Source organism: Hyphomonas atlantica corrig. (genome assembly GCF_000682715.1).
In the GTDB taxonomy this organism is placed as follows: Bacteria; Pseudomonadota; Alphaproteobacteria; order Caulobacterales; family Hyphomonadaceae; genus Hyphomonas; species Hyphomonas atlantica.
Genome location: NZ_AWFH01000056.1, coordinates 84,060 through 105,797, shown reverse-complemented (window position 1 = coordinate 105,797; position 21,738 = coordinate 84,060). Strand labels below are relative to the sequence as shown.

The 21,738-nt window shown below is 56.9% G+C and carries 28 protein-coding genes; 5 read left to right on the top strand and 23 right to left on the bottom strand.

Annotated features, from left to right (window positions below):
* Window positions 1-18 precede the first annotated feature (18 nt).
* The 4 genes from HY36_RS17930 to gntA all read right to left on the bottom strand — a co-directional run bounded on the left by HY36_RS17930 (window position 19) and on the right by gntA (window position 3,704).
* Window positions 19-1,734 (bottom strand): putative bifunctional diguanylate cyclase/phosphodiesterase, encoded by a 1,716-nt coding sequence (locus tag HY36_RS17930; protein ID WP_051602829.1) that lies wholly within the window; start codon window positions 1,732-1,734, stop codon window positions 19-21.
* A 136-nt stretch (window positions 1,735-1,870) separates the two neighbouring features.
* Window positions 1,871-2,419 carry a DUF421 domain-containing protein gene (locus HY36_RS14565; protein ID WP_206741210.1) on the bottom strand — a complete coding sequence of 183 codons (549 nt, stop codon included), beginning with the start codon at window positions 2,417-2,419 and terminating at the stop codon, window positions 1,871-1,873.
* Window positions 2,419-3,012: a DUF1989 domain-containing protein gene (locus HY36_RS14560; protein ID WP_035554347.1), complete on the bottom strand. Its 594-nt coding sequence runs from the start codon at window positions 3,010-3,012 to the stop codon at window positions 2,419-2,421. The genes HY36_RS14565 and HY36_RS14560 overlap by 1 nt, the downstream gene beginning before the upstream one ends.
* Window positions 3,009-3,704 (bottom strand): guanitoxin biosynthesis heme-dependent pre-guanitoxin N-hydroxylase GntA, encoded by a 696-nt coding sequence (gene gntA / locus HY36_RS14555; protein ID WP_035554345.1) that lies wholly within the window; start codon window positions 3,702-3,704, stop codon window positions 3,009-3,011. The genes HY36_RS14560 and gntA overlap by 4 nt, the downstream gene beginning before the upstream one ends.
* A gap of 282 nt (window positions 3,705-3,986) precedes the next feature.
* On the opposite strand from gntA, the gene rpoH reads away from it, so the two are divergent.
* On the top strand, window positions 3,987-4,901 hold the full coding sequence (rpoH, locus tag HY36_RS14550; protein WP_035554343.1) for an RNA polymerase sigma factor RpoH: 915 nt from the start codon (window positions 3,987-3,989) through the stop codon (window positions 4,899-4,901).
* Between the two features lie 9 nt (window positions 4,902-4,910).
* Here the strand turns inward: rpoH and HY36_RS14545 are convergent, their stop codons facing one another.
* Entirely contained in the window at window positions 4,911-5,510 is a 600-nt protein-coding gene (locus HY36_RS14545; RefSeq protein WP_155841954.1) for a hypothetical protein, read from the bottom strand.
* A 242-nt stretch (window positions 5,511-5,752) separates the two neighbouring features.
* On the opposite strand from HY36_RS14545, the gene HY36_RS14540 reads away from it, so the two are divergent.
* Window positions 5,753-6,565 (top strand): TrmH family RNA methyltransferase, encoded by an 813-nt coding sequence (locus tag HY36_RS14540; protein WP_035554339.1) that lies wholly within the window; start codon window positions 5,753-5,755, stop codon window positions 6,563-6,565.
* On the opposite strand, the gene HY36_RS14535 is transcribed toward HY36_RS14540, so the two are convergent.
* Genes HY36_RS14535 through cysG form a run of 6 tightly spaced genes read right to left on the bottom strand, consistent with a single transcriptional unit; the run spans window position 6,562 to window position 11,781 of the window.
* The gene (locus tag HY36_RS14535) at window positions 6,562-7,305 is read right to left on the bottom strand and encodes a phosphoadenylyl-sulfate reductase (protein ID WP_035554338.1); all 744 of its coding nucleotides are present in this window, start codon (window positions 7,303-7,305) and stop codon (window positions 6,562-6,564) included. The two genes, HY36_RS14540 and HY36_RS14535, sit on opposite strands and share 4 nt — an antisense overlap.
* Window positions 7,306-7,310: 5 nt before the next feature.
* On the bottom strand, window positions 7,311-7,799 hold the full coding sequence (locus HY36_RS14530; protein ID WP_035554336.1) for a DUF934 domain-containing protein: 489 nt from the start codon (window positions 7,797-7,799) through the stop codon (window positions 7,311-7,313).
* Entirely contained in the window at window positions 7,786-9,444 is a 1,659-nt protein-coding gene (locus tag HY36_RS14525) for a nitrite/sulfite reductase (RefSeq protein WP_035554333.1), read from the bottom strand. The genes HY36_RS14530 and HY36_RS14525 overlap by 14 nt, the downstream gene beginning before the upstream one ends.
* Complete coding sequence (locus HY36_RS14520; protein WP_155841950.1) at window positions 9,444-10,073, bottom strand: glutathione S-transferase family protein; 630 nt, start codon at window positions 10,071-10,073, stop codon at window positions 9,444-9,446. Before HY36_RS14520 ends, HY36_RS14525 begins: the two co-directional genes overlap by 1 nt.
* A complete protein-coding gene (locus HY36_RS14515; protein ID WP_035554332.1) occupies window positions 10,073-10,378 on the bottom strand; it encodes a DUF2849 domain-containing protein in 306 nt (101 codons plus the stop codon). Before HY36_RS14515 ends, HY36_RS14520 begins: the two co-directional genes overlap by 1 nt.
* Window positions 10,375-11,781: a siroheme synthase CysG gene (gene cysG, locus HY36_RS14510; protein ID WP_035554562.1), complete on the bottom strand. Its 1,407-nt coding sequence runs from the start codon at window positions 11,779-11,781 to the stop codon at window positions 10,375-10,377. Before cysG ends, HY36_RS14515 begins: the two co-directional genes overlap by 4 nt.
* A gap of 107 nt (window positions 11,782-11,888) precedes the next feature.
* Here cysG and gcvA point away from each other — a divergent pair, with 107 nt between their 5' ends.
* A complete protein-coding gene (gene gcvA / locus HY36_RS14505) occupies window positions 11,889-12,821 on the top strand; it encodes a transcriptional regulator GcvA (RefSeq protein WP_035554330.1) in 933 nt (310 codons plus the stop codon).
* On the opposite strand, the gene HY36_RS14500 is transcribed toward gcvA, so the two are convergent.
* The 4 genes from HY36_RS14500 to HY36_RS14485 form a co-directional block, all read right to left on the bottom strand.
* Window positions 12,818-13,285 carry a YcgN family cysteine cluster protein gene (locus tag HY36_RS14500; RefSeq protein WP_035554328.1) on the bottom strand — a complete coding sequence of 156 codons (468 nt, stop codon included), beginning with the start codon at window positions 13,283-13,285 and terminating at the stop codon, window positions 12,818-12,820. The genes gcvA and HY36_RS14500 overlap by 4 nt on opposite strands.
* Window positions 13,264-13,539 (bottom strand): GNAT family N-acetyltransferase, encoded by a 276-nt coding sequence (locus HY36_RS14495; RefSeq protein WP_035554326.1) that lies wholly within the window; start codon window positions 13,537-13,539, stop codon window positions 13,264-13,266. The genes HY36_RS14500 and HY36_RS14495 overlap by 22 nt, the downstream gene beginning before the upstream one ends.
* The gene (locus tag HY36_RS14490) at window positions 13,536-13,823 is read right to left on the bottom strand and encodes a GNAT family N-acetyltransferase (RefSeq protein ID WP_035554324.1); all 288 of its coding nucleotides are present in this window, start codon (window positions 13,821-13,823) and stop codon (window positions 13,536-13,538) included. Before HY36_RS14490 ends, HY36_RS14495 begins: the two co-directional genes overlap by 4 nt.
* Before the next feature lie 104 nt (window positions 13,824-13,927).
* Complete coding sequence (locus tag HY36_RS14485) at window positions 13,928-14,113, bottom strand: CsbD family protein (protein WP_035554322.1); 186 nt, start codon at window positions 14,111-14,113, stop codon at window positions 13,928-13,930.
* Window positions 14,114-14,250: 137 nt separating this feature from the next.
* On the opposite strand from HY36_RS14485, the gene mnmC reads away from it, so the two are divergent.
* Window positions 14,251-16,101 (top strand): FAD-dependent 5-carboxymethylaminomethyl-2-thiouridine(34) oxidoreductase MnmC, encoded by a 1,851-nt coding sequence (mnmC, locus tag HY36_RS14480; RefSeq protein ID WP_035554319.1) that lies wholly within the window; start codon window positions 14,251-14,253, stop codon window positions 16,099-16,101.
* Here the strand turns inward: mnmC and HY36_RS14475 are convergent.
* From HY36_RS14475 to HY36_RS18840, 5 genes are all read right to left on the bottom strand, one after another.
* Window positions 16,081-16,290 (bottom strand): hypothetical protein, encoded by a 210-nt coding sequence (locus HY36_RS14475; protein WP_035554317.1) that lies wholly within the window; start codon window positions 16,288-16,290, stop codon window positions 16,081-16,083. The genes mnmC and HY36_RS14475 overlap by 21 nt on opposite strands.
* 45 nt (window positions 16,291-16,335) lie before the next feature.
* On the bottom strand, window positions 16,336-16,782 hold the full coding sequence (pspC, locus tag HY36_RS14470) for an envelope stress response membrane protein PspC (RefSeq protein WP_035554315.1): 447 nt from the start codon (window positions 16,780-16,782) through the stop codon (window positions 16,336-16,338).
* Between the two features lie 11 nt (window positions 16,783-16,793).
* Window positions 16,794-17,051 carry an envelope stress response membrane protein PspB gene (pspB, locus tag HY36_RS14465; RefSeq protein WP_035554314.1) on the bottom strand — a complete coding sequence of 86 codons (258 nt, stop codon included), beginning with the start codon at window positions 17,049-17,051 and terminating at the stop codon, window positions 16,794-16,796.
* 113 nt (window positions 17,052-17,164) lie between these two features.
* Window positions 17,165-17,857 carry a phage shock protein PspA gene (pspA, locus tag HY36_RS14460; RefSeq protein WP_035554312.1) on the bottom strand — a complete coding sequence of 231 codons (693 nt, stop codon included), beginning with the start codon at window positions 17,855-17,857 and terminating at the stop codon, window positions 17,165-17,167.
* A gap of 29 nt (window positions 17,858-17,886) precedes the next feature.
* Window positions 17,887-18,018 (bottom strand): hypothetical protein, encoded by a 132-nt coding sequence (locus HY36_RS18840; RefSeq protein WP_273013136.1) that lies wholly within the window; start codon window positions 18,016-18,018, stop codon window positions 17,887-17,889.
* Between the two features lie 209 nt (window positions 18,019-18,227).
* Between HY36_RS18840 and pspF the strand changes: the two genes are divergently transcribed.
* Window positions 18,228-19,316: a phage shock protein operon transcriptional activator gene (gene pspF / locus HY36_RS14455; RefSeq protein WP_035554310.1), complete on the top strand. Its 1,089-nt coding sequence runs from the start codon at window positions 18,228-18,230 to the stop codon at window positions 19,314-19,316.
* A gap of 10 nt (window positions 19,317-19,326) precedes the next feature.
* On the opposite strand, the gene HY36_RS14450 is transcribed toward pspF, so the two are convergent.
* From HY36_RS14450 to HY36_RS14440, 3 genes are read right to left on the bottom strand one after another with little or no spacing between them, the layout of a single operon-like run.
* Window positions 19,327-19,692, bottom strand: a complete 366-nt coding sequence (locus tag HY36_RS14450; RefSeq protein WP_035554308.1) for a response regulator — start codon at window positions 19,690-19,692, stop codon at window positions 19,327-19,329.
* Between the two features lie 9 nt (window positions 19,693-19,701).
* On the bottom strand, window positions 19,702-20,940 hold the full coding sequence (locus tag HY36_RS17925; RefSeq protein WP_155841948.1) for an HWE histidine kinase domain-containing protein: 1,239 nt from the start codon (window positions 20,938-20,940) through the stop codon (window positions 19,702-19,704).
* On the bottom strand, window positions 20,883-21,473 hold the full coding sequence (locus HY36_RS14440) for a PAS domain S-box protein (RefSeq protein WP_035554306.1): 591 nt from the start codon (window positions 21,471-21,473) through the stop codon (window positions 20,883-20,885). The genes HY36_RS17925 and HY36_RS14440 overlap by 58 nt, the downstream gene beginning before the upstream one ends.
* Window positions 21,474-21,738: the final 265 nt, after the last annotated feature.

The window sequence follows — 21,738 nt, the reverse complement described above, 5'->3', positions numbered from 1 at the left end:
ACGGATGGCTGAAGCCTGTCAGGACGCCTGTGTAATCACCGATGGCGACGTCAATTCCTTGCACAATACGGCACGACCAATCAGAAACCCCTGAACCAGATCGCATTTGCGTGCGGCCAATTGCTCAAGCTGCCAGCTTGTCTCGACGCCTTCTGCGCAGCTGATCAGGTTCATTTCCCGGCACATCTTCAGGCTGCCTGTCAGGACCTTCGGCAGGACACCGGAATCACTCTTCTTGCCTAGCAGGCTCTTGTCGAGCTTCACTTTCTTGAACGGCAATTCTTCCAGCAAGGAAAGAGACGAGTATCCCGTGCCAAAATCATCCAGAGCCAATGACACACCGGCATCGACAATCTTTCCGAGCACCTGCTTGCTGGTATCGATATTCCGGAAAAGGACGTTCTCGGTAATTTCAAGTTCAATGCGGGACGGCTCGACCTTGTGACGTCGTAGCGCGTTGAGGAAGAGATCCGAGAATTCCAGCGAGGTGAGCTGCGAGGGCGACACGTTGAAGGACAGGAAGCTCCGGCCATCGGGCAGCCACCGTAGAGCCTGATTCAGCATCGACCAGAAGAAGCTGTCAATCAGCCCGAGACGCTCCACCGGAGGCATGAACTGCTTCGGCGATGGTTGCCGCTTCAAGCCACTATTTGGCCAGCGTGCCAGGACTTCGTATCCGGCCACGGAATGGGACCGGAGATCAAGGATGGGCTGGACCGCCGGCTGGAAGCGGTTGTCCTTCACGGCGCTGATGATTGTTTTGTCAAACTCCTGCGCGTCCATGTCTGACAAATCCATACGCCTGTCGAAGACAGCGATCCCACCTCCTTCAGACTTTATACGGATCATTGCCTTATCGGCGGCATACATCAGATTGACTTCATCAACAGCGTCATCGGGATAGGACGCAAGGCCAATTGAGGCACCGACCGAGACCAGCCCCAAATCGGTCTCCACAGGAGAAACAATTGCACTCTGCGCTCGCGCTGCAATCTCGGAGGCATCGGCATCACAGATGATAAATGCAAATTCGTCTCCGCCCAGACGGCAGGCCAGTCTGCACCCCTCAGCCTCGGACAGTCGCCGCGCCAGCTCTTTCAACACATGATCGCCAACTGCGTGGCCATACCGGTCGTTCAGTGGCTTGAAACGGTCCAGATCGACCAGCGCGCAGGTGAAAGGCTGTTGTGCATGGATCAGTGCCTCGACTTCACGAATGAAGGCACGACGGTTCAGGATGCGAGTCAGAGGATCCGTATCGGCCAGTTGGCGAACCGTTTGCTCGGCGCGTTCGCGCTCGACTATCTCTGCCTTGAGATCAGAGAGCATGTTGGCATGTATTTCGGTAAGCGCATGAAAGACGCCGAGTGCATTCAGGCACCCTGCATATACACCGTCGTCATGCACGAGGATCAACCCGTTCGTCAGGAGATCTGACTTGTCTCGAATACTGCTGAAAACCGATGCCGTGTCATCGTTGAGTTCCAGGACAAGCGGGTTTCGGTCCAGAATCGCGGCCAACCCCCTCTTCTGATTCAGTGCGTACCCGTAGGGATTGGATATGATGCGCTGAAACGCCTGAAGGGAAACAAACCCGTTCGGCCGACCGCGCCGGTCAACAACCGGACACAGCGTGGCCTCAGGATTACTAACGAAAAAAGCTGACAGCGCATCAAAGCTGTCATCCACCGACAAAGGCGGAAAATGCTTCCAGGACGTGGAGCGAAACTTCATAATAAACCCATTTGCCCCACCCAAGGCACTCTGGGTATCGTGCTAACAGGACATTCTGAAAACTTGGTAACCAACAATGTTTACAGCAGGTTACAACGCATTGTTTTATGTGAATTTATTGTGACAGACGTTGCACTCAGCGCGTGTCCGACGTTGGCACCCCGACAACCGATCTGCGCAGGACATCTGCAGAGACCTTCCCGGCGTCACGAGCAATAACGCTGAATGATGCGTCGGTTTCGAGCACAACCGTTTCCGCTTGCTCCACTTGCGTCAATCCATGTTCTCTCAGGGCAGAGAGTATCTCGGATCGGGTAAGTCGCTCGTCGAGAATATTGTCGTCCAGATAGTTGCCCCGATACACCAGAAGCCGTGGGCTGGATTTGACCAGCTTTTCGACACCGATTGAGCGCGCGATCATGAAAGTCAACGCCCATTGTATGGTAAGCAGCGTCGCGATGGCCAGCAATGCTTCAAATACTGTCACCGAGTTGCTGGTGATACCCGCACCAGCAATAGACCCGAGCGCCACGGTGACGACCCAATCGAAATTATTCATCTGGGACGTGGACCGTTTTCCCGCCAATCGAATAAACACAATAATGGTGAAATAGATGGCGGGCGCCGCCAGAACGATCCTTACCAGGTCTTTCCAACCATCATAGAAGATTGCCGAAATATCCATCAGGCCACACCCGAACCGATTTGATAGTCTATGGGCTTGTAAACAAAATTGTTGGATTCGCCGGCGGAACAGCTGGTCATGCCGATTACCAAATCCATGCAGGCTTCGAGAACGATCGATTGTCCAGCCTTGCTCAAGGGTGGCAGAACGCTGATCTTTCCGGTTTCGGGGTCCATCGCCACATGCATGAAGATATTGAACGCAATGGGGATATCGTCTGGCCCAATACCGTATTCAGACAGAGCAGCTTCCAGGTTTTCCTGACATCCGCCTTGCGGATCTGCTTCATTGTAAAGCTTGCGAAATGTGTCCTTCGAACATGGCGTAAGCGTGAAGTCATGTCGCCCAACCTCGTCCTTTACGATCTTCAGCATGTCACGACTACGGTTTGAGTACAGTACGTCACCGGTGGTTAGGAACATGCGCCCGGCATAGTCCAGCGAACGCCCGGAAGAGATGACTTCCTTTCGGTCATCGAGATTGTAGGCGACCAGATCACTGACCTGCTCGCCTTCCGGATCTGTCACGGTCAGGCGCTGGCCTTTGCGGAGGATGAAGGCTACGCCGGATTTCGGGGGAATGCGCTGGATCATTTGATGGGCTCCTGGGGCGTGAATGGGCATTTCCAGTCTGGTCCGACTTCGCGACCGGAATATTGCGCGGCTTCCGATCCACTGCCGAAGTCGGCCAGCATCGGGTTGACGGACCCGGCAAGCGCTTCGTCACGCGCCCGAATGATCTGTTTCATTTTCTCAAACCGGCCGTCCTGGCGAAGCCGCTCAAACTGCTCATGCGAGTTGAAGACGAGGGTTGGATACCGAAATCGTCGCGCGGGCCGCGAAGCATTCGGGTGCAGGCCAATCACAAAAAAGGCTTCGCCAAGCAATCCCATGGAAAAATGCGCAGACTGAGGGTCCCTGTCGGCGTTCTCCGCCCATCCCCTGCCCTCCACCACATCAAGATTATGCAGGGATTGGAGACGGTTCCACAACGCGTGCTCGAATTCATCTTCCAGCAAATCGTTTGGCCCGGTGAATATCGCGACGAACGACTGAACGACCGGGGAGTCGAAATCGAGCTGGTCGATGAACGTCTCCAGCGCCAATCGCAACTTGATATCACCAGCCGCGGAGTCGATCTCCCCGAACTCCGCAATCATCAATTTATCCCGGACCATGGCGGACTTCGCGCCGATACAAGGGAACTCGTCAGACTTCACGAATTTCCGAAACGCCTCGGTCGGCGTGACAGTCGCTTCCTGTCTATCCTTGAATGTGGTATTCATGGGTGTGTTCCTGAGTTGTTATCGCTCAAAGAACCCTTCGGATTGCGATGCGGTTCCCCAATTTTGAGTGGAAGATTGCAGACAACAATTCGAGAGACAGCCCGCCACCAAAAAAACCTTCAAATTCCGGGAAGGCCTTCTTATTTATGTTAATCCGCGATGACATTCATGCGGACAATACGGGACGACGCCGCTGCAAAGCAGGGCTAAACACCCAATACACCTGAATGCCGGAACGATCGCCGCGACGCGGGGTTGGTCTGCAAAGGAGGAGATTTGACTATGGCAAACAAGATTGCCGCCAGTACGAGCATGACCCTTAGCCCTGAACAGGGCCTGAGCCGCTACCTCACGGAAATCCGCAAATTTCCGATGCTTGAGAAGAACGAGGAATTCATGCTTGCGCGTCAATGGCGTGAGCAGGAAGACACGCAAGCAGCCGAAAAGATGGTGACCTCTCACCTGCGCCTCGTCGCGAAGATCGCGATGGGCTATCGCGGATATGGCCTGCCGATGGCCGAAGTTATCTCCGAAGGGAATGTCGGCCTGATGCAGGCCGTGAAGAAATTCGACCCTGATAAGGGGTTCCGCCTTGCAACATATGCCATGTGGTGGATCCGCGCCGCGATCCAGGAATACATCCTGCGTAGCTGGAGTCTGGTAAAACTGGGCACAACTGCTGCGCAGAAGAAGCTCTTCTTCAATCTACGCCGGCTGAAAGGCGAGATGCAGGCGCTCGACGAGGGTGACCTGAAGCCAGAACAGGCCAAGCTGATCGCCGAGAAGCTGAACGTGACCGAGAATGAGGTCTACTCGATGAACGGGCGGATGTCCGGTTCAGATGCGTCCCTGAACGTGCCGATGGGCACGGATGGCGATATGGAATGGCAGGACTGGCTGGCTGACGATGATCAGGGCCAGGCTGAAGAGTTCGCAGACAAACAGGAATTCAATGCGCGGATGGAATTGCTAACGTCCGCCATGGAAGACCTGAATGAGCGCGAACGCCACATTCTAACGGAGCGTCGTCTTTCGGAAGAGCCAAAAACACTTGAGGAATTGTCGGAAGTTTACAACGTATCCCGCGAACGTATTCGTCAGATCGAGGTGCGTGCGTTTGAGAAGTTGCAGAAGGCCATGAAACGCATGGCGAAAGAACAGGGGCTGGCATCAGCGTCTGCGGCCGGCACAGCATAAACTGTCCTGCTAGTGATCTGCGGAAGCTGACTTTACGCCCTCTAAACGAGCGGACTCGGCTGCCGTATCGGTTCCGGAGGACAGGTGCGCAGGCCAGAACATCGTTGCCTTTACTGATTTGTAGCCCTGCTTTTCCGGCGTCCAGATTGTAACCAAACAGGCGGTCTCCTTTTCGGGGACCGCTTTTTTCTGGTCTCTTGGTGACCAGCTTACAGCCGTCTCACACACATAGTCCGACGGGTTCGTCTCCTCTCCAGTATGCAATGTATGAGGACACATGGTTGGATGAGGCCGCGAGCCAATGAACGACCGCGGTCTATGAGGGTGGCAGACAGGATCGGACACGGCAAATTTCATCTCTGCCGTGTTAAGCGACACAAACCTGTCGGCATCCGATGCCAGCAATTGATCCAGGAGAACGGGGCGCTCTCCACTTATGGCCCAATTCACCAATTGCGCGTTCTGATCGCCCTGGTGACGCACCACCTCCTTGTAATCTCCGTAACGCTGCAACTGCCGCCCCGCAGTAATCGTCAGGAATGCCATCGCCAGCACAATCAATGTGAGCGCAAAACGATGCTCCCACAGCACGATCAACGACTTCATCATCACACTCATCCCTGCCCCCATCCCAGCCGGCAGAATCGAATAACAGCCCGTCTTCTATCTATTTATGATTGCGCTCTCAATAGTTGAGATTGAATTTTTTCTCCTGTTTGGGGAATTTATTGCTCTGAAGCACCCGCAGCAGGAAGGCGACCTGCGGATTTGCGTTTTGACAAGCGGTCATTCCTCCCGCACATCGCCCCGAAACCCTCCAGTCTTCTCCCTGTCCAAAGCTCGTCTGAAACATGCCCCCCATCCCAATCGATAACGAAGGCGACCCTAGACTTGCGGCGTACACATCAATCCGGGAAAAGGATCTGACCTCAGGTCACGGCGCACGCTTCATTATAGAAGGCAAAGTGACACTCGAAACTGCGGTACGACGGGGCCGGTTCGCGCTGGAAAGCATCTTCATTGCCGATAGCCGTATCGAGCCACTGGCGGAACTATTGGCGCGGGTTCCAGCAGACGTGCCGGTTTATACGGCGCCTCAGAGTGTGATGGACAAGGTGACTGGCTTCCCGATGCATCGCGGCGTGCTGGCCTGTGGGCTGAAAGGGGAAATTCCGGACCCGGCCGCGTTTTTGGAGAGCGGCGTGTCGGCAGCCTCGACTCTCCTGCTGCTGTCGGACCTGTCAAACCACGACAATATCGGCGCCTGCTTTCGCAACGCTGCTGCTTTTGGCGCTTCTGCCGTGCTGATGGACGCGCAATGCTGCGACCCGCTCTATCGCAAGGCCATCCGCGTTTCGTCCGGCAGCACACTCTGGCTGCCCTATGCCCAAGGCGGGACGGGCCTGGACATGGTGAACGCGGCGAAAGCGGCGGGCTATGAAGTCTGGGCGATGACGCCCCGCACGGACGCGGCATCGCTCACCTCCCTGCCCGTTCCGGCAAGGCTTGCGATCCTGCTAGGCGCAGAAGGCCCCGGCCTGCCAGACGAAGTGATCGCAGCCTGCCGGGCGGTGCGTATCCCGATGTCAGAAGGCTTTGACAGTGTGAACGTGGCGACCGCCGGAGCGATCACTTTGTCACATGTGTTCACTGCAGCCGTCTAGAAAACCCGCGGGCGCTCTGTCTTGTCGACATGGAGGCCACATTCGGTCTTTTCCTGACCAGCCCAGCGTCCAGCGCGGGGATCGTCAGGATTGTCAGACGGCTTCGTGCACGGCCAGCAGCCGATGGACGGATAGCCCTGCGCCACCAACGGATGACGCGGCAAGTTGCGCTGCTTGATGAGCAGCTCAACATCTTCAGGCGTCCAGTTTGCCAGCGGGTTCACCTTGTAGCGACCATTTGCAAACTCGAAGACCGGCATGCTCATCCGGGCGCCGCCGTGGAAGCGTTTGCGGCCGGTGATCCATGCATCAAAGCCTTCCAGAGCAGGCTCCAGCGGGCGAACCTTGCGCAGGGCGCAGCACGCATCAGGATCAGTCTTCCAGAGCATGCCTTTAGGATCGAGCACCTTGCGCTCTGTCTCGCTTGGCGGAATTTCGCGCACGCCTGTAAGGCCCAGCTTTTCGATCAGCTCGTCCTTGTAGTCCAGCGTTTGCGGGAAGTGCATTCCAGTCTCAAGAAAGATGATCGGCAGATCCGGCTTCACTTCAGCGATCAGCGCCAGCATGGCCACGCTTTCCGCGCCAAAGCTGGATACATAGGTCAAGCCATCGCGCCATTCACGGATCATGGCAACGCGCAAGATCGTCTGCGCGGACGCATCCCGCAGCTCGGCATTCAAGCGTGCGAGCCGGGCGTCCGACGTCTCGTTCTTGCGGATCAGGCTGTCGCCATAAGGCATAAGGGTCAGCTTTCGTGTCTCTTCCGGTAGACCGGCGTCCGATCACCCGCTGCGGGCTGGTAGACCTCGGAATACTCATTCAATGCGTTCAGCACTTCATGTAGGTCAGCGCGGTCGGTCTCGTAAGCATCAAAGCCTGAACGGTTCATATAGAATATCTGATCCCGCAGGACGTGGCCGACGGCGCGCAGCTCTCCAGAATATCCGAAGCGACGGCGTAGTAGCTGCGCCTGCGAGTATCCACGCCCGTCGGTATATTTAGGAAAACTGATCTCGATCAGCTGGAGACGCTCCAGATGCTCCTCCAGCTCATGAGGATCATCGCCCGGCTCCAGACGCACGCCGATATCGGTATTTCGTGCAAGCAGCACGTCCGTCTCGCTGCGAAAACGTGCCAGCGAAACTGTAATACATCCGCCAGGGGACAGCTCTCCTTCATCGGGGACATAAGCCCAGATATCGTCGATCTCCGTGCCGTTCTTAATCAGCGGCATAAAGTGCCTCCTTGAAGGGATCATGGCCGAGGCGGGCCAACGTCTCGATAAACAATTCGCTCTTGTCGGAGCGCAGGTCGCGATAGGTATCCACGACGCGTTTCAGCGCGCTCGGAACATCATCGGCTTTCAGGCCCGGCCCGGCAATCGAGCCGATCGCGGCCTTCTCATCGGCGCGGCCGCCAAAGGTGATCTGATAGAATTCCTCACCTTTCTTATCGACGCCCAGAATGCCGATATGGCCGATATGATGGTGGCCACAAGCGTTGATACATCCGGAAATATTGATGTGCAGGCGGCCAATATCCTCCTGATAATCAGGATCAGCGAAGACTTGCTGGACAGCCTGACCAACCGGAATGGACCGGGCATTGGCAAGGTTGCAATAGTCGAGGCCGGGGCAGACGATCATGTCCGTAATCAGGCTCTCATTGGCAGTGTGAAGGCCAGCCGCTTTCAGCTCGCGGTACACATCCGGCAGGTCATCCAGCGCCACATGCGGCAGGACGAGGTTCTGGGCGTGACTAACGCGAATATCATCATACGCATAGGTCTCAGCCAGATGCGCGACCGTCATCATCTGCGCATCCGTCGCGTCCCCGGCAAGACCGCCAACCGGCTTCAGGCTCACCGTAACAGACGCGTAACCATCTGTTTTGTGCGGATGCAAGTTCACGCGCGCCCAGCGCGCAAACTCCGGATCTTCGGCCTTGAGCGCCTCGAATGCATCAGACGTTGCAGGTTTTTCAGCCAGGGCCGGAGGCGCGAAATAGGCGTGAATCCGATCAATCTCCGCCTGCGGAAGATCGATTTTCTCCTGCGGGCGTTGCGCCGCATATTCTTCTTCCACCAAGCGGCGGAACTCGCCTTCACCCAGCTCACTCACCAGGATCTTGATGCGCGCCTTGTACTTGTTGTCCCGGCGACCGAAGCGGTTGTACACGCGCATGATTGCTTCGAGATAGTCGAGCAGTTCGGCTTCAGGCACGAATTCGTTCACGAGCGTCGCCAGATGTGGCGTACGCCCCTGCCCGCCACCGACATGCACTTCAAACCCGACGACGTCGCCGCGTTTGCGAATGTGCAGGCCAATATCGTGCACGCGGATCGCGGCCCGGTCATGCTCGGCGGCCGTGACCGCAATCTTGAATTTCCGTGGCAGGAAAGCGAATTCCGGATGAAATGTGCTCCATTGGCGGATGATCTCGCACCACGGACGTGGGTCCATCAACTCATCTTTTGTCGCTCCCGCAAAATGGTCAGACGTCACGTTGCGGATGCAATTCCCCGAGGTCTGAATTGCGTGCATCTCTACTTCCGCGAGCTTCGCGAGCACATCGGGAATATCTTTCAGGGCAACCCAGTTGAACTGAATGTTTTGACGGGTCGTGAAGTGGCCATAACCACGGTCATAGTCCCGCGCGACAACTGCGAGCTGGCGCAGCTGACGACCGCTCAACTGGCCATAGGGAATGGCAACACGCAGCATATAGGCATGTAGCTGGAGATACACTCCATTCTGCAAGCGCAGCGGTTTGAATTCATCTTCGAGCAGCGTTCCAGCCAGGCGGCGTTCCACCTGCCCCCGGAATTGCGCGACACGCTCGGACACGATCCGAGCATCAAATTCATCATAACGATACATTACGCAGCCTCTTTTGCATGCGGGATATTAAGCGCCGCTTCTGTGCGGCTGACCCATCGTTCGACGGAGGGAAATTCACTCAGGTCAAAGCCGCCTTCATGCGCGACGCGCGTATAGGCGACCAGCGCGATATCTGCGAGTGTCATCGCATCACCGACCAACCAGTCCGTATAAGTCAGTTGCAGCTCCATCACTCCGAGGGCGCGTCGCCCTCTGGCCATGAGCTGCGGATCGATCTGGTCCTCAGGTGTCTTGAGATAGTGTTTCTGGAATCGCCGCACGGCAATCGCTGTCTCATGCGAATACTGCTCCCAGAACAGCCAGCTCATCATCTGTGCTTTCTTGAATGAGTCCGCAGGTACCAACTCGCTGCCAGCGTCTTCGGCGAGGTAAAGCATGATGGAGTTGGACTGCGGCAAAGCGCGGCCATCCGGCCAGCGCGCCAATGGCACCTGACCGGCCGGGTTCACAGACAAAAAGTCTTCCGTGCGCGTGCCGCCTTGAAGAATGTCTACCTCAACCCAGTCATAAGCAATGCCCAGCAAGTCGGCCGTCCATTTCGGCTTCATGCAATTGCCGGAGATGGAGTCTCCGTAAAGGGTCAAACGCGTAATCTCGCGATTTGGCATCAGCCAGCGTCCCCGTATGCAACGGTCGGCCCGGTCGCACGAATGGTCTCGCGCAACGTTTCCCGGCCTGTAATACCACCGGTTTCCGTGACTTCCATAAAGTAAGGGTCGGTAACCTGCCCTTCCTGGGCTTGCGCATCAGCAAGGCGGGCTTCGGCCTCCTCACCTGTGAACGCTCCGATCTGGGCTGGATCCTTGGTCCAGCCCCCATCGGCGGTCATCCAGACATTTTCACCTGTGGCCGTTTCCCAGGCGGTTACTGCCTTCGGTGTCTCTGGCTTAAGTTTCGGGCGGACGGATGTCATGCGAAAGTCTCCTGCTGGACCGGATTAGCCTGAGCGATTGTGCCGCTGGCGAATGGCAAACCTGCCACTTTGCCAATGATCAGCAGGGCCGGCCCCTTGATGCCGTTATCTGTGATGAGGTCCGGCAATTCCGCCAGAATTCCAAAAACCTGAATCTCATCGCGTCGCGTGCCATTCTCGATGACAGCAACAGGCGTGTCAGGCGCGCGCCCGGCTTCGATCAGCTTGTCTGTGATCGCGGCGGCTGTACCAACGCCCATGAAGACTGTCACGGTCTGGTTCGGTTTGGCGAGAGATTCCCAGTCGAGGTCTGGCACACCGCCAGACTTTGCGTGTCCGGTCACGAAGGTCAGGCTCTGCGCATGATCGCGATGGGTAAGCGGCACGCCCGCCTGCGCTGCGCAGCCAAGCGCAGACGAAATGCCTGGCACGACAAACGCCTCAACACCCGCGGCCAGGACAGCTTCCATTTCCTCGCCGCCGCGACCGAAAATGAATGGATCACCGCCTTTGAGGCGAACGACACGCTTGCCATCACGCGCAGAGCGGATCAGCATCTCGTGAATTTCTTCTTGGGGTACGGAGTGATCGCCCTTGCTCTTGCCAACCGGCACACGGTCCGCATCCCGGCGGATCAGAGTAAGAATCTCGTCACTCACCAGCCGGTCAAAGTAGACGATATCGGCCTCCTGAAGCAGGCGTAGCGCTTTCAATGTCAGCAATTCCGGATCACCCGGACCGGCCCCGACCAAATGCACCACGCCCTGTGCGCGACGACCATTGAGTGCGTCTCGCATAGCCTGCTCAGCAGCCTCAATTTCTCCCGCATAGGCAAGCTCAGCGGCCTTGCCATTCAGCACAGATTCCCAGAACTGCCGGCGCTCGCCAGCATTGGGCAATCTCTCCTTCACTTCGTCTCGCATCCGACCCGCCAGTTCAGCCAGATCACCGATCCGTGCCGGCAGCAGGCCTTCGAGCTTGGCGCGCACTGATTTTGCGAGCACAGGAGCAGATCCACCGGAAGCAACAGCCGCGACAATCTCACCCCGGTCCAGAATGGACGGAACGGTAAAATCGCACAATTCAGGGCGGTCGACGACGTTCAGAGGCACCCCATATTGGCGCGCCCATGTGATCGATCGTTCTGTATTTTCGTCGATGCGGCAGGCGACAATCGCAAAGCGGGCAATATCCAGTGCCGGGCCAGCCTCGCTCTGAGGCGCGATCGTGATACGCCCCGCAAATTCCTCGGCGAAACCTGGATCGATATCTTTGCCAATAATTACAGTGATTTGCGCTGGCGTCTTTGCGAGCAGGCGCACCTTGCGGCGCGCTTCTTCTCCGCCGCCAAACACGACGACGCGCGCGTCATCCATGTTGAAGAAAGCCGGGAACTGGCGCATGCGGGCGGACCTCATTTAGGTTAGCTGATCAGTCGAATGTCAAAATGGCTCTTGACGCGGCGGACGCAACCATGAACCCCTACAGCGATCCTTTAGAGAAACTATCCATGTCAGATCCAACCGACCGACTGCCTCCCCTGAATGCGCTGAGAGCCTTTGAAGCTGCCGCGCGGCGCCTGTCTTTCACGCAGGCTGCCGAGGAACTGAATGTCACGCCCGGCGCCATTTCACAACAGATAAGGCAGTTGGAGGAATACGCCGGAACGCCACTGTTCAAACGAACCGGCCGTTCAGTTTTGCTGACAGATGCCGCTCAGGCAAGCCTGCCCCTTGTGCGCGACGCATTTGAGAGAATTTCTGAAGCTGGCCGCATCATGCAGGCGCCTGCGCGAAAAGGCCGGGTCATGGTTTCCTCGGCACCTTCCTTCGCCGCCAAATGGCTGGCCCCGCGTCTTGATGGGTTTCACCGGGACCATGAGGACGTGGAAGCCTGGATCAGCGCAGATATGGGGCTGACTGATTTCACCACTGCCGATGCCGATTTTGCCATTCGCTACGGTCGCGGAAATTATGACGGGCTGAAATCAGAAAAACTGATGGACGAGACGGTCCTGCCAGTTTGCTCCCCCGCCCTGCTGGACGGCCCTGACGCCATCCGCAAGCCATCCGATTTGCGCCATCACACGCTGATCCATGATGAAAGCAACGAAAATGATCCTTCCTGCCCGGATTGGGCAAGCTGGCTGCGCGCGCGCAATGTAACCGACGCGGATGGAAGTCGAGGGCCGCGCTTCAATCAGGCAATCCTTGTGATCGAAGCCGCAGCCGCCGGGCGCGGGGTCGCGCTCGCAAAACGCGCCATCGCCGCCGCAGACCTTGCTTCAGGGCGCCTGGTTGCACCGTTTGCGGACGGCTCACACCTGATCGATTTCGGCTATTGGATTGTATATCCGAAAGGGCGTCACCTGACCCCGGATGTACGTAATTTCATCAAATGGCTCAAAGCGGAAGCGACGAACAGCGAAGTTGTGGGCGTCTAGGGCTCATTGCCTTCCCAGTCGACAATCCAGTCTTCAGTGTCTTCTTCGAAAACCGTGTCTTCGGAAATCGTGCGTCCCCGGATGGAATGGCCCTCAGCGTGAATGCGCTCGCGATCCCCGCAGACCAGATGGTGCCACTCCGGCAAATCCCTGCCTTCATGAACAAGCCGGTAGGCGCACGTCTGCGGCATCCAGCGGATCTCCTCGACCTTTTGCGGGGTCAGGATCACGCAGTCTTCGACGATTTTCTTCCGGTTCTGATAGTCCGCGCACCGGCAAGTCTCACCATCAAAAAGGCGACAGTGCAGACGGGTATACGCTATCTCACCGGTGTCTTCGTCTTCCAGTTTCAATAAGCAGCACTTACCGCAGCCATCGCAGAGGGACTCCCACTCTTCCGACGACATTTCGGCGAGGGTTTTCGTCTGCCAGAAAGGCTGCGTCATACGCGGAGCGCTGCCCATTCGGGCGTTTTCTCGATCAAGGCGGTGGCAAACCAGCAGGATGATGAAACCGTTTCACCCGCCGCAATGATATCTTCCATCGCAGCCGTCACCAGACGCTTGCCAAGCCCTTTGCCACCCAATTCGCCGGGCACGATCGTATGCGTGATATGTCGATGACCTGTGCGCGGACGCTCATAGGTCAGATAGGCTTCCAGCCCGTCCTCGTAGTGGCTGTAGCGCATATGGTTCTCGTCGTGGGTAATCGCACTCATGCAAGAATGTCCTGCCATTCAGGGTGTTTCTGAATTTGAGCCTTCGCGAAGGGGCAGAGTGGTATGATCTTGATTCCATCGCGCCGGGCATCCTCAACCGCTTGTTTGACCAATGCCACCCCGACACCAAGCCCACCCAACTCTCTTGGGACGCCGGTGTGATCAATGATGATCCGCTCTGTGCCTGCTCTGGAATAGGTCATTTCGGCCTCATGACCGTTCACGACAGCAACATAACGTCCTCCGGACTTTCCGTCCTCTCGCGTGATCTTGATCTCGGTCATCCCGTTCACCTTCTGCTTTGACCCCTATGTGGCGTGCGCATAGCCGGTACGCAAGGAAAAGCCGCCCCTCTCGGGGCGGCTTTCTCAGTTCAGGAAATGCCAGCCTATTTTTTCGTGGCATCCTTTACATCGCCTGCGGTGTCGCGGACTTCGCCTTCGGCTTTGTCCATTTTGCCTTCGGCCTGCATTTTCTTGTTATCTGTCATCTCGCCGACAGTTTCCTTGATTTCGCCTTCGGCTTTCTTTGCGGCGCCTTTGACATGCTCCTTGTCCATTTCAATCTCCTTCATGGGTTGTGTTCGGCCGCGTGAGTGCGGTCATCCAATCAACGCACGTGAAGGCAGAGCGATCCGATTAAATCCTCTACAGGTTGCACGCGGCGCGCGAGGTCTGTTCAAACGCCCCCTGCCCAGCTACCTGCTGTGCAATGACACGCCTGCTGACCCACCCCACTATCGACTGGAAAGACGATGGCACACCCGTCGCGCGGGAGGCAGGTGACGTTTACTTCACGGCTGGCGACGGTCTGGCAGAAACGCGGGCCGTGTTCCTGAAGGGATGCGGCCTGCCAGAGGCCTGGACCGGCCGGGACGAGTTCACAATAGCCGAAACAGGCTTTGGGACCGGACTGAACTTCCTGGCCCTGTGCGAATTGTGGCAGGCAAACCGCCCACATCCGGATGCCTGGCTTCATTTTGTCAGCTTTGAGGGGTTCCCACTCACCCGCGACGACGCTGCCAGAGCGTTGAAAACATGGCCGGAACTGAAGCCTTATGCAGATCGCCTGCTTGCGGCGTGGCCCGGGCCCATCCGCCGTGTGCATCATGAAGTCTGGCAAGATCTGGGCATAACGCTCACGCTGCATCTGGGCGATATTCACGACACGCTGCCACAAAGCGAGTTTCAAGCCGATGCCTGGTTCCTTGACGGCTTCAGCCCCGCAAAAAATGAAGATATGTGGGCCGCCGAACTCTACGGCCGGATCGCGGCGCGATCGAAACCGGGCGCAGTCATCGGCACATTCACCGTCGCAGGCGCTGTTCGCCGCGGACTGGCGGATGAGGGCTTCAATGTCGCCAAGGCACAAGGGCATGGGCGAAAGAGAGAACGACTGGAAGCCACGCTACTCAAGCCCTCCACCTCCGCTCAAGATGTATACGGACTTCGTGGAAGCGCTTCGACCGCGAAAAGAATCGCCATCCTCGGCGCGGGAATTGCTGGCGCCAGCGCGGCGCATGCGCTGTCCGTGCGTGGAGCGAATGTCACCGTCTTTGATCCAGCAGGCATCGCCAGCGGCGCAAGTGGCAACCCTCTCGCCTTGCTGATGCCGCGCCTTGATGCCGGCGACACGGTTCAGGCGCGCCTTTTGATCGACGCCTATCTTGCCGCTCGGCAAACCTATTCAAGTATGGATGGCGCGCATGAAACCAGTGTTCGTCAGATGCCGAAAGACACGGCAGAATTGAGCCGCTTTGCCAAACTGCTCGCTGACCCACCTCTGCCGCTGGAAGACCTCGAGGCCATTTCAGGCGGCGGTCTTCTGCACAAACGCGCAATGATTCTTGAGCCGCAGAAAATTGTCGCGAGCCTTCTCGAAGGTGTCCGGGTACAGATCGGGACCGTGAACATCGACCTCCGCAACCGGACCGTAAATGGCGAGACCTTTGATGCAATCATCATGGCCAATGCCATGTCCGCCATTCAGCAGTTCGACTGGCTGAAACTGGAAGGCAGGCTTGGCCAGGTAGAGTTTGTAACCGGCGCAACACGCGTTGAGGCAGATGCTCTGGCCAGCGGACACTACGCCCTTGCCCTGAACGATGAGCGCTTATGGGGCGCGACGTTCGAAAAAATTCCGCAGGATGCCGACGCGACAACAAGCGACACAGCGCGAGAAGATAATGCTGAAGCCCTAAAAAAGCTCTCCCCGTGGTGGCGACGCGACGCGAAAGACCATCAGGTCACATCACGTGCAGCAATTCGCGCCACTACCGCCGACCGTCTGCCCCTGATCGGTGCCGTACCAAACCTTGAAGCGATGCTTGAAGCCTTTTCCGGACTGAGAACAGGGCGCGCCGCCGAAACAGATGCACCTCTTTTGCCGGGAATATTCTTGGTGAATGGCTTTGGCGCGCGAGGGTTTACCTGGGGTCCCTGGGCGGGACGAATTCTCGCAGCCATGTGTCTGGGCGGACCAGTTGCCGCCGAGGTTTCGGCGCTGGAAGCAATCAGCCCCTCGCGCCTTATCCTGCGCGCCTTAAAGCGCGGTGAAATCTGACTGGCCGAAAGAGCGGGCGATGCTCAGGCGAACGCCCCCCTCCTCGTGCGGCGCAAAGGTCATCTGAAGCCCGCCGAACTCCAGAGCCGTGTCACCATGCAGGCTGGAAACAAACAGTGTCATCATCAGGATGAGGACAGAAATGCCTCCAAGCAGCCAGTTGTTTGTCAGTAGCGTCCCCTTACGCATTTTTCCGGTCCTTCTTGTCGGAGTGTTGGGGTGAGTGGGCGCAGTCTAGTTGCCGCGCTCCAGATCTCGGAATTCCTTGCGCAAGCGCCACTCGTCAGATGTGACTTTGCGTTCGATATCCCGCAGACGTTCGTCGAGATCCATGAAAGTATATTTCAGCGTCCCGAACGTGGCTCTCGGGCGGTCATTCACACTGCGCCAGAATGCGTCTTCTTCCGGTGAGATGGAGCGACCGCCCAGCGGTGTCCGCGGCGTAATCATCCAGACAACGATGTAAGCGATAATCGCGATCGGTCCTGCAATGAAGAAAAAAGCCAGAATAGCGAGTAGGCGAACGAGAATTGGCTCCCAGCCGAAACGTTCAGCCAGGCCGCCGCAGACACCGGCGATCACCTTGTCACGACGCGAGCGATAAAAGCGCTTTGGGTTGGGAGATCCGTACCGGTCTTCACCGGACTCAGTGTCGCGATACGGGCGGGAATGGCGGGTCATAGGGTTGGTCCTTAGTCGTCAAAAGTGGGGCGGGAAGAGCGCGGCGGGCGGCGGGGGCTATCCGCCTCGCTCTGTTCAAGGAGGGATTCCAGCGTCTCGATCCGGCGCTCCATCGCGCGGGCCGAACGCCAGAGATCCTCCATCATGCGCTCATCGTCCGGCATCAGGGTTTTCTGCTTCCGCCACAGAGTAATGTAGTGGAAAATCATGCCGGGAAAGACTATGAAAAGCGCAACAATCGCTACGATGGGGATGAGAATTTCGTCCATCAGGCGGCCTCTTTCGTGGTTGCGCGGCGCTCAGCACGGGCCTGAGCGATCAGGCCAGGTGCACAAACAAGCGTCATGAAGCCAACGAGGCAGGCGAGCGAAAACAACATCGACTATTCCTCCGATTTCTTGCTCGAAGACTTCGCCGAAGACTTGGCACGCTTGGCCTTGAGAGCCTCAAGCTCCTTCTCGACGCTTTCGTCACGCTCCAGCGCAGCAAACTCGGCTTCGAGGCTCGGCTCGCGGCCTTTGATGGTGTCAGCGTAGGCTTCCATCTCATCGACCTTGCGTTCGATGTTGTTGTAGCGGGCCAGCGCATCATCCACTTTGCCATCATAAACCTGGCTGCGGATGCGGATGCGTTGTTCCGCGGCCTCACGGCGCATCATCAGGGCACGATGCTTTGCCTTGGCTTCGTCCAGCTTGGCCTGAAGTTTGGCCAGATCGTCCTGACGCTTTTCGAAAGCTTCTTCAGCGGCGTCCATGGCCACCTTGCGGCGGTCAATTTCACCTTCGGCCTTTTGCTTTGCAACCAAAGCGCCTCGGGCCAGATCCTCACGCCCCTTGTCGATGGCCAGCTCAGCCTTTGCCGCCCACTCGTCGCGGGTAGCGGAGAAATGCGCGATCTCGCGTTCCATTTCTTTCTTGTCAGCCATCGCACGTGCCGCAGCGGTGCGAACCTCAACCAGCGTATCTTCCATTTCCTGGATGATCAGCCGGGCAATCTTTTCCGGATTTTCTGCGCTGTCGAGCATCGCATTGATGTTGGAATTGATGATGTCACCGAGTCGGGAAAACAAACCCATTTTGGTGTCCTTTCGTGTCTGGAGGGGAATTAGAAGAACAAGCCGCCGAAGAAGACGCCGACCACGAAAAACATCCAGCTTTCCGCGGGGCGTGTCGCAAGCCACCGACCGAAACGGCCAGCATCCGAGCGGGCTTCCGTAGTGTTGTAGCGATCGTCCATTATCGTTTTGTCCTTCTTGAGTGTGAGCAACGCCCTGTCGCTCTGAGCCCTTCACTCATTTCAAGGAGCGTGCCAACTCAGAATTAATTTTACAAACCGATGTTTTTATTCAGTTTTTTATCCATTTTCCCGCACACCCCACATTGAGTTTGGTGAAATTCGCCAAATTTTTTGTAGATTTTACTCCCTCTTTTAGCTAAATTTACCCCATGATCGGTCAAAATACCCAATTATTGGGTCAGGCACCCGCCTGGCTTAGTGCGCAGGAGCACGTTTCCCGCGTCGCCCCGCTGGACAGACCCATTCTCGTCATTGGTGAACGCGGCACGGGCAAAGAACTGATAGGCGAGCGCCTTCATTTCCTTTCCAGTCGCTGGGACGGCCCGTTCGTCAAAGTGAACTGCGCCGCGCTCTCAGAAACGCTTCTGGACTCTGAATTGTTCGGGCACGAGCGCGGAGCCTTCACTGGCGCAACAGAGATGCGCCGTGGCCGATTTGAGCTTGCCGATGGCGGCACGATCTTTCTGGACGAGATCGCCACAGCAAGTAATCAGGTACAGGAAAAACTGCTGCGCATCGTAGAGTATGGAGAGTTCCAGCGCGTTGGCGGCTCCAAAGTGCTCACCACTGATGTACGTATCGTAGCAGCGACGAACGCCGACCTCCCCGCGATGGTCGAGGCAGGCGAGTTCCGCGCAGACTTGCTGGACCGGCTCGCTTTCGACGTGATCACCCTGCCGCCGCTGCGGGCGCGCCCAGGCGATGCCAGCCTGCTGGCAGATCATTTTGCCCGCAGGATGGCGATTGAAATGGCGCAGGACTTTCCCGGCTTTGCGCCATCCACTATTGCCGCCATCGAAGCGCATGATTGGCCGGGAAACGTGCGTGAATTGCGAAACTTCGCACAGCGACTTGCGCACAGAGCGATGTTGCTGGCGCCGGACGAACCTGTCTTGTTCGACCCGTCCGCGCTGGATCCATTTGCCTCCCCTTGGCGACCGAAGGGCGCTGGAAAGTCCGGGAAAGCAAGCGCAGCAGTCACTCCTGCCGCCGGCCCTCAGGCCCCAGAGACAGTCGCTGCAAACTTCACGGCACAGGTCTCCGCATTTGAAATGCGCCTGATAGATGAAGCCCTCAGCCTGTCACAAGGCCATCAGGGCAAAGCCTCGGAAATGCTCAGCTTAACATATCACCAGTTTCGCGGACTACTTAAAAAGCACGACTACGGACGCAATGCTGGTAAGCCGGCCGCAACAGAACGCGAAACTCCCATCAAGGGGCCAGTACGCGGTATGTGACCCGCAACGGTCAAGTACCTTGCGCGCCTAGCAATCCTCTAAGTACACTGATCAAACGGGGATAGTTGACAGGTTTGGTCATTATCGGGCTGCCCGCCAGATCACCGTGCAGCTCACCCCCATCATTGCCTGACACAAACAGGAATGGGATCCGCATTTCGTTCAGGCGATGTGCAATTGGGAATGACGATACGCCCCCAAGGTCCATGTCCAGCACAGCAGCGCAAACCGAGGTATCTTCCAGCAATGCAAGCGCGTCCTCCGCACTACTAACTGTCCAGACAACAACGAATGCCGCCTCTTCCAATTGCAACTTCATATCGTAGGCGATCAAAAAATCGTCCTCGACCAGAAGTATGTTTGGTTTGTCCCCCACCCAATCCTCCTATTTCCGAACCGGAAACTGAAATTCCGCCTTCAACCCTTCTGGATTGAAATCCAATTTTGAACGTCCCCCAAGGGAGTGCGACAAACTTTGCTCTATCAACGCGCTGCCGAACCCTCTTCGCGTTGGGGGCACAACGGTTGGCCCGCCCCTTTCCAGCCACTCCACAACGACATCTTCCCCTTCCAGACGCCAACCAATCCTGAGGCAGCCACGCTCGTTCGAGAACGCACCATATTTCGACGCGTTGGTTGCCAGCTCATGCAGGATCAGGCCAAACGCATGCGCACCTTGCGGGCCAAGCACCAATGGCGGACCTGACAGTTCAAGCCGGCTAGCCTCCTCGGGAGCATATCCCATTATCTGCTCTCGAATAAGTCGGGAAATGTCCGCAGACTCGCGAGTTGAAGAAACCAGCAAATCGTGACTGGCCGCGATAGCACGGAGGCGCCCGGTGAAGGCGCGACGGAACCCCTCCAAATCAGTCGCCTCGCGCACCGTATGGGCAGCGATTGCCTGAATTGTGGCCAGGGAATTCTTTACCCTGTGGTTGAGCTCGCTCAAAAGCATTTCACGGTGCGCTTCAGACCGTTTGCGTTCGGATATATCCACAGCGGACAGAACGATTTCCGTTACCTGCTCGAACTCGTCGAAGATCGGGGAGAGCTGCATGTCAACCGGAATCGACTGCCCGCCAGATCCGCGAATCTCTGTATCAAAGCGCATGCGTTTTCCGACCTTGGCTTCCTCGAATGCCTTGACCAATTGATCTTGCGATTCCGACGTCTGACACCAGGCGGGATGGTTCCAGATTCGGTGCCCCAACATTTCATCTTCCCGTACGCCTGTCAGGCGCAGGGTCGTTTCATTCACCTCGAGCAATTTGCCATCGGGTTTCGCCAACCCGATGATAGCCATCACCCCGTTGAGAATTGTCCGAAGGCGCTTTTGACTGGCCTGCAGTTGAAGCTCTGCATTCTTTCGCGCCGTGACATCCTGAAATGACACCGCAAAGCCATCACCCACCCGCGCGACCGTGAAATTGAACCATCGTCGACGATCCCGCCCCGGATAATAAACCTCACGTCGCCAAGGCGCACCAGTCTGAACGGTATTGCAGAACACTTCAAACAGTCCATAAGTGCTGACTTCCGGCATCTCTTTGGTCAAACGTTTGCCAATCAGGGCCTGACTGACGCGCCCCGTGAGTTGCTCTGCGGCGGGATTGAAAACTCCCACACAAAATCCTCGATCTCACCATCGGTCGATCTGAGACTATGGAAAATCATGAACCCGTCAGGGCTGGTTTCCTGAACGGCCCGGAAGCGGATTTCGCTATCCAGCAATGCCTGTCCAATGCGTTTCTTCTCCGTAATATCCTGCAGAACGGAGATGAAGTAGTCGACTTCGCCGGACGCTTTCCGCACGCAACTGACAGACAGCGTGACCCATACAATGCGCCCCGCCTTGTGAAAGTAGCGTTTGTCGATCCGATACCCGTCTCTTGTGCCATCGAGCACTTCATTCAGGAGATTTACGTCGAGATCGAGATCATCGGGATGCGTGATGTCTTGAAAGGTGATCGTCAAAAGCTCGGAAGGCGAATAGCCCACGATTTCCGAAACACGGCGATTGACGTTGAGCCACTCCCCTTGCGGACCGACATGCGCAATGCCCACACTCGCCTGCTCAAAGGCGCTTCTATACATGGCTTCCCGCTCAGCGAGCGTTCGGTCGGAACCAGGCATTTTTTCCGGGTCGTCGGTCGCCATACGCTAGGGGTAGTCCTCGATGAATGGAACTTAACTAGACTGCGTCACTGAAAGTATAGATCAAGTTACCGCCAAACAAATCGAAGAAACTTAAAACTCTCTTGGCTGTATTTTGGATGAGAATGCGAACCCGCGAAACTGCAGGCAATGCTTCAGGTCAACAGACGCTATCAACGCATTGCCCCAATTTCGCGCCCGGGCTCTTGAGGCAGGCCAAAGCCGCTCCCAAGTCATCAAGATGAGGAATTGGATTCGCCTCGGTCGC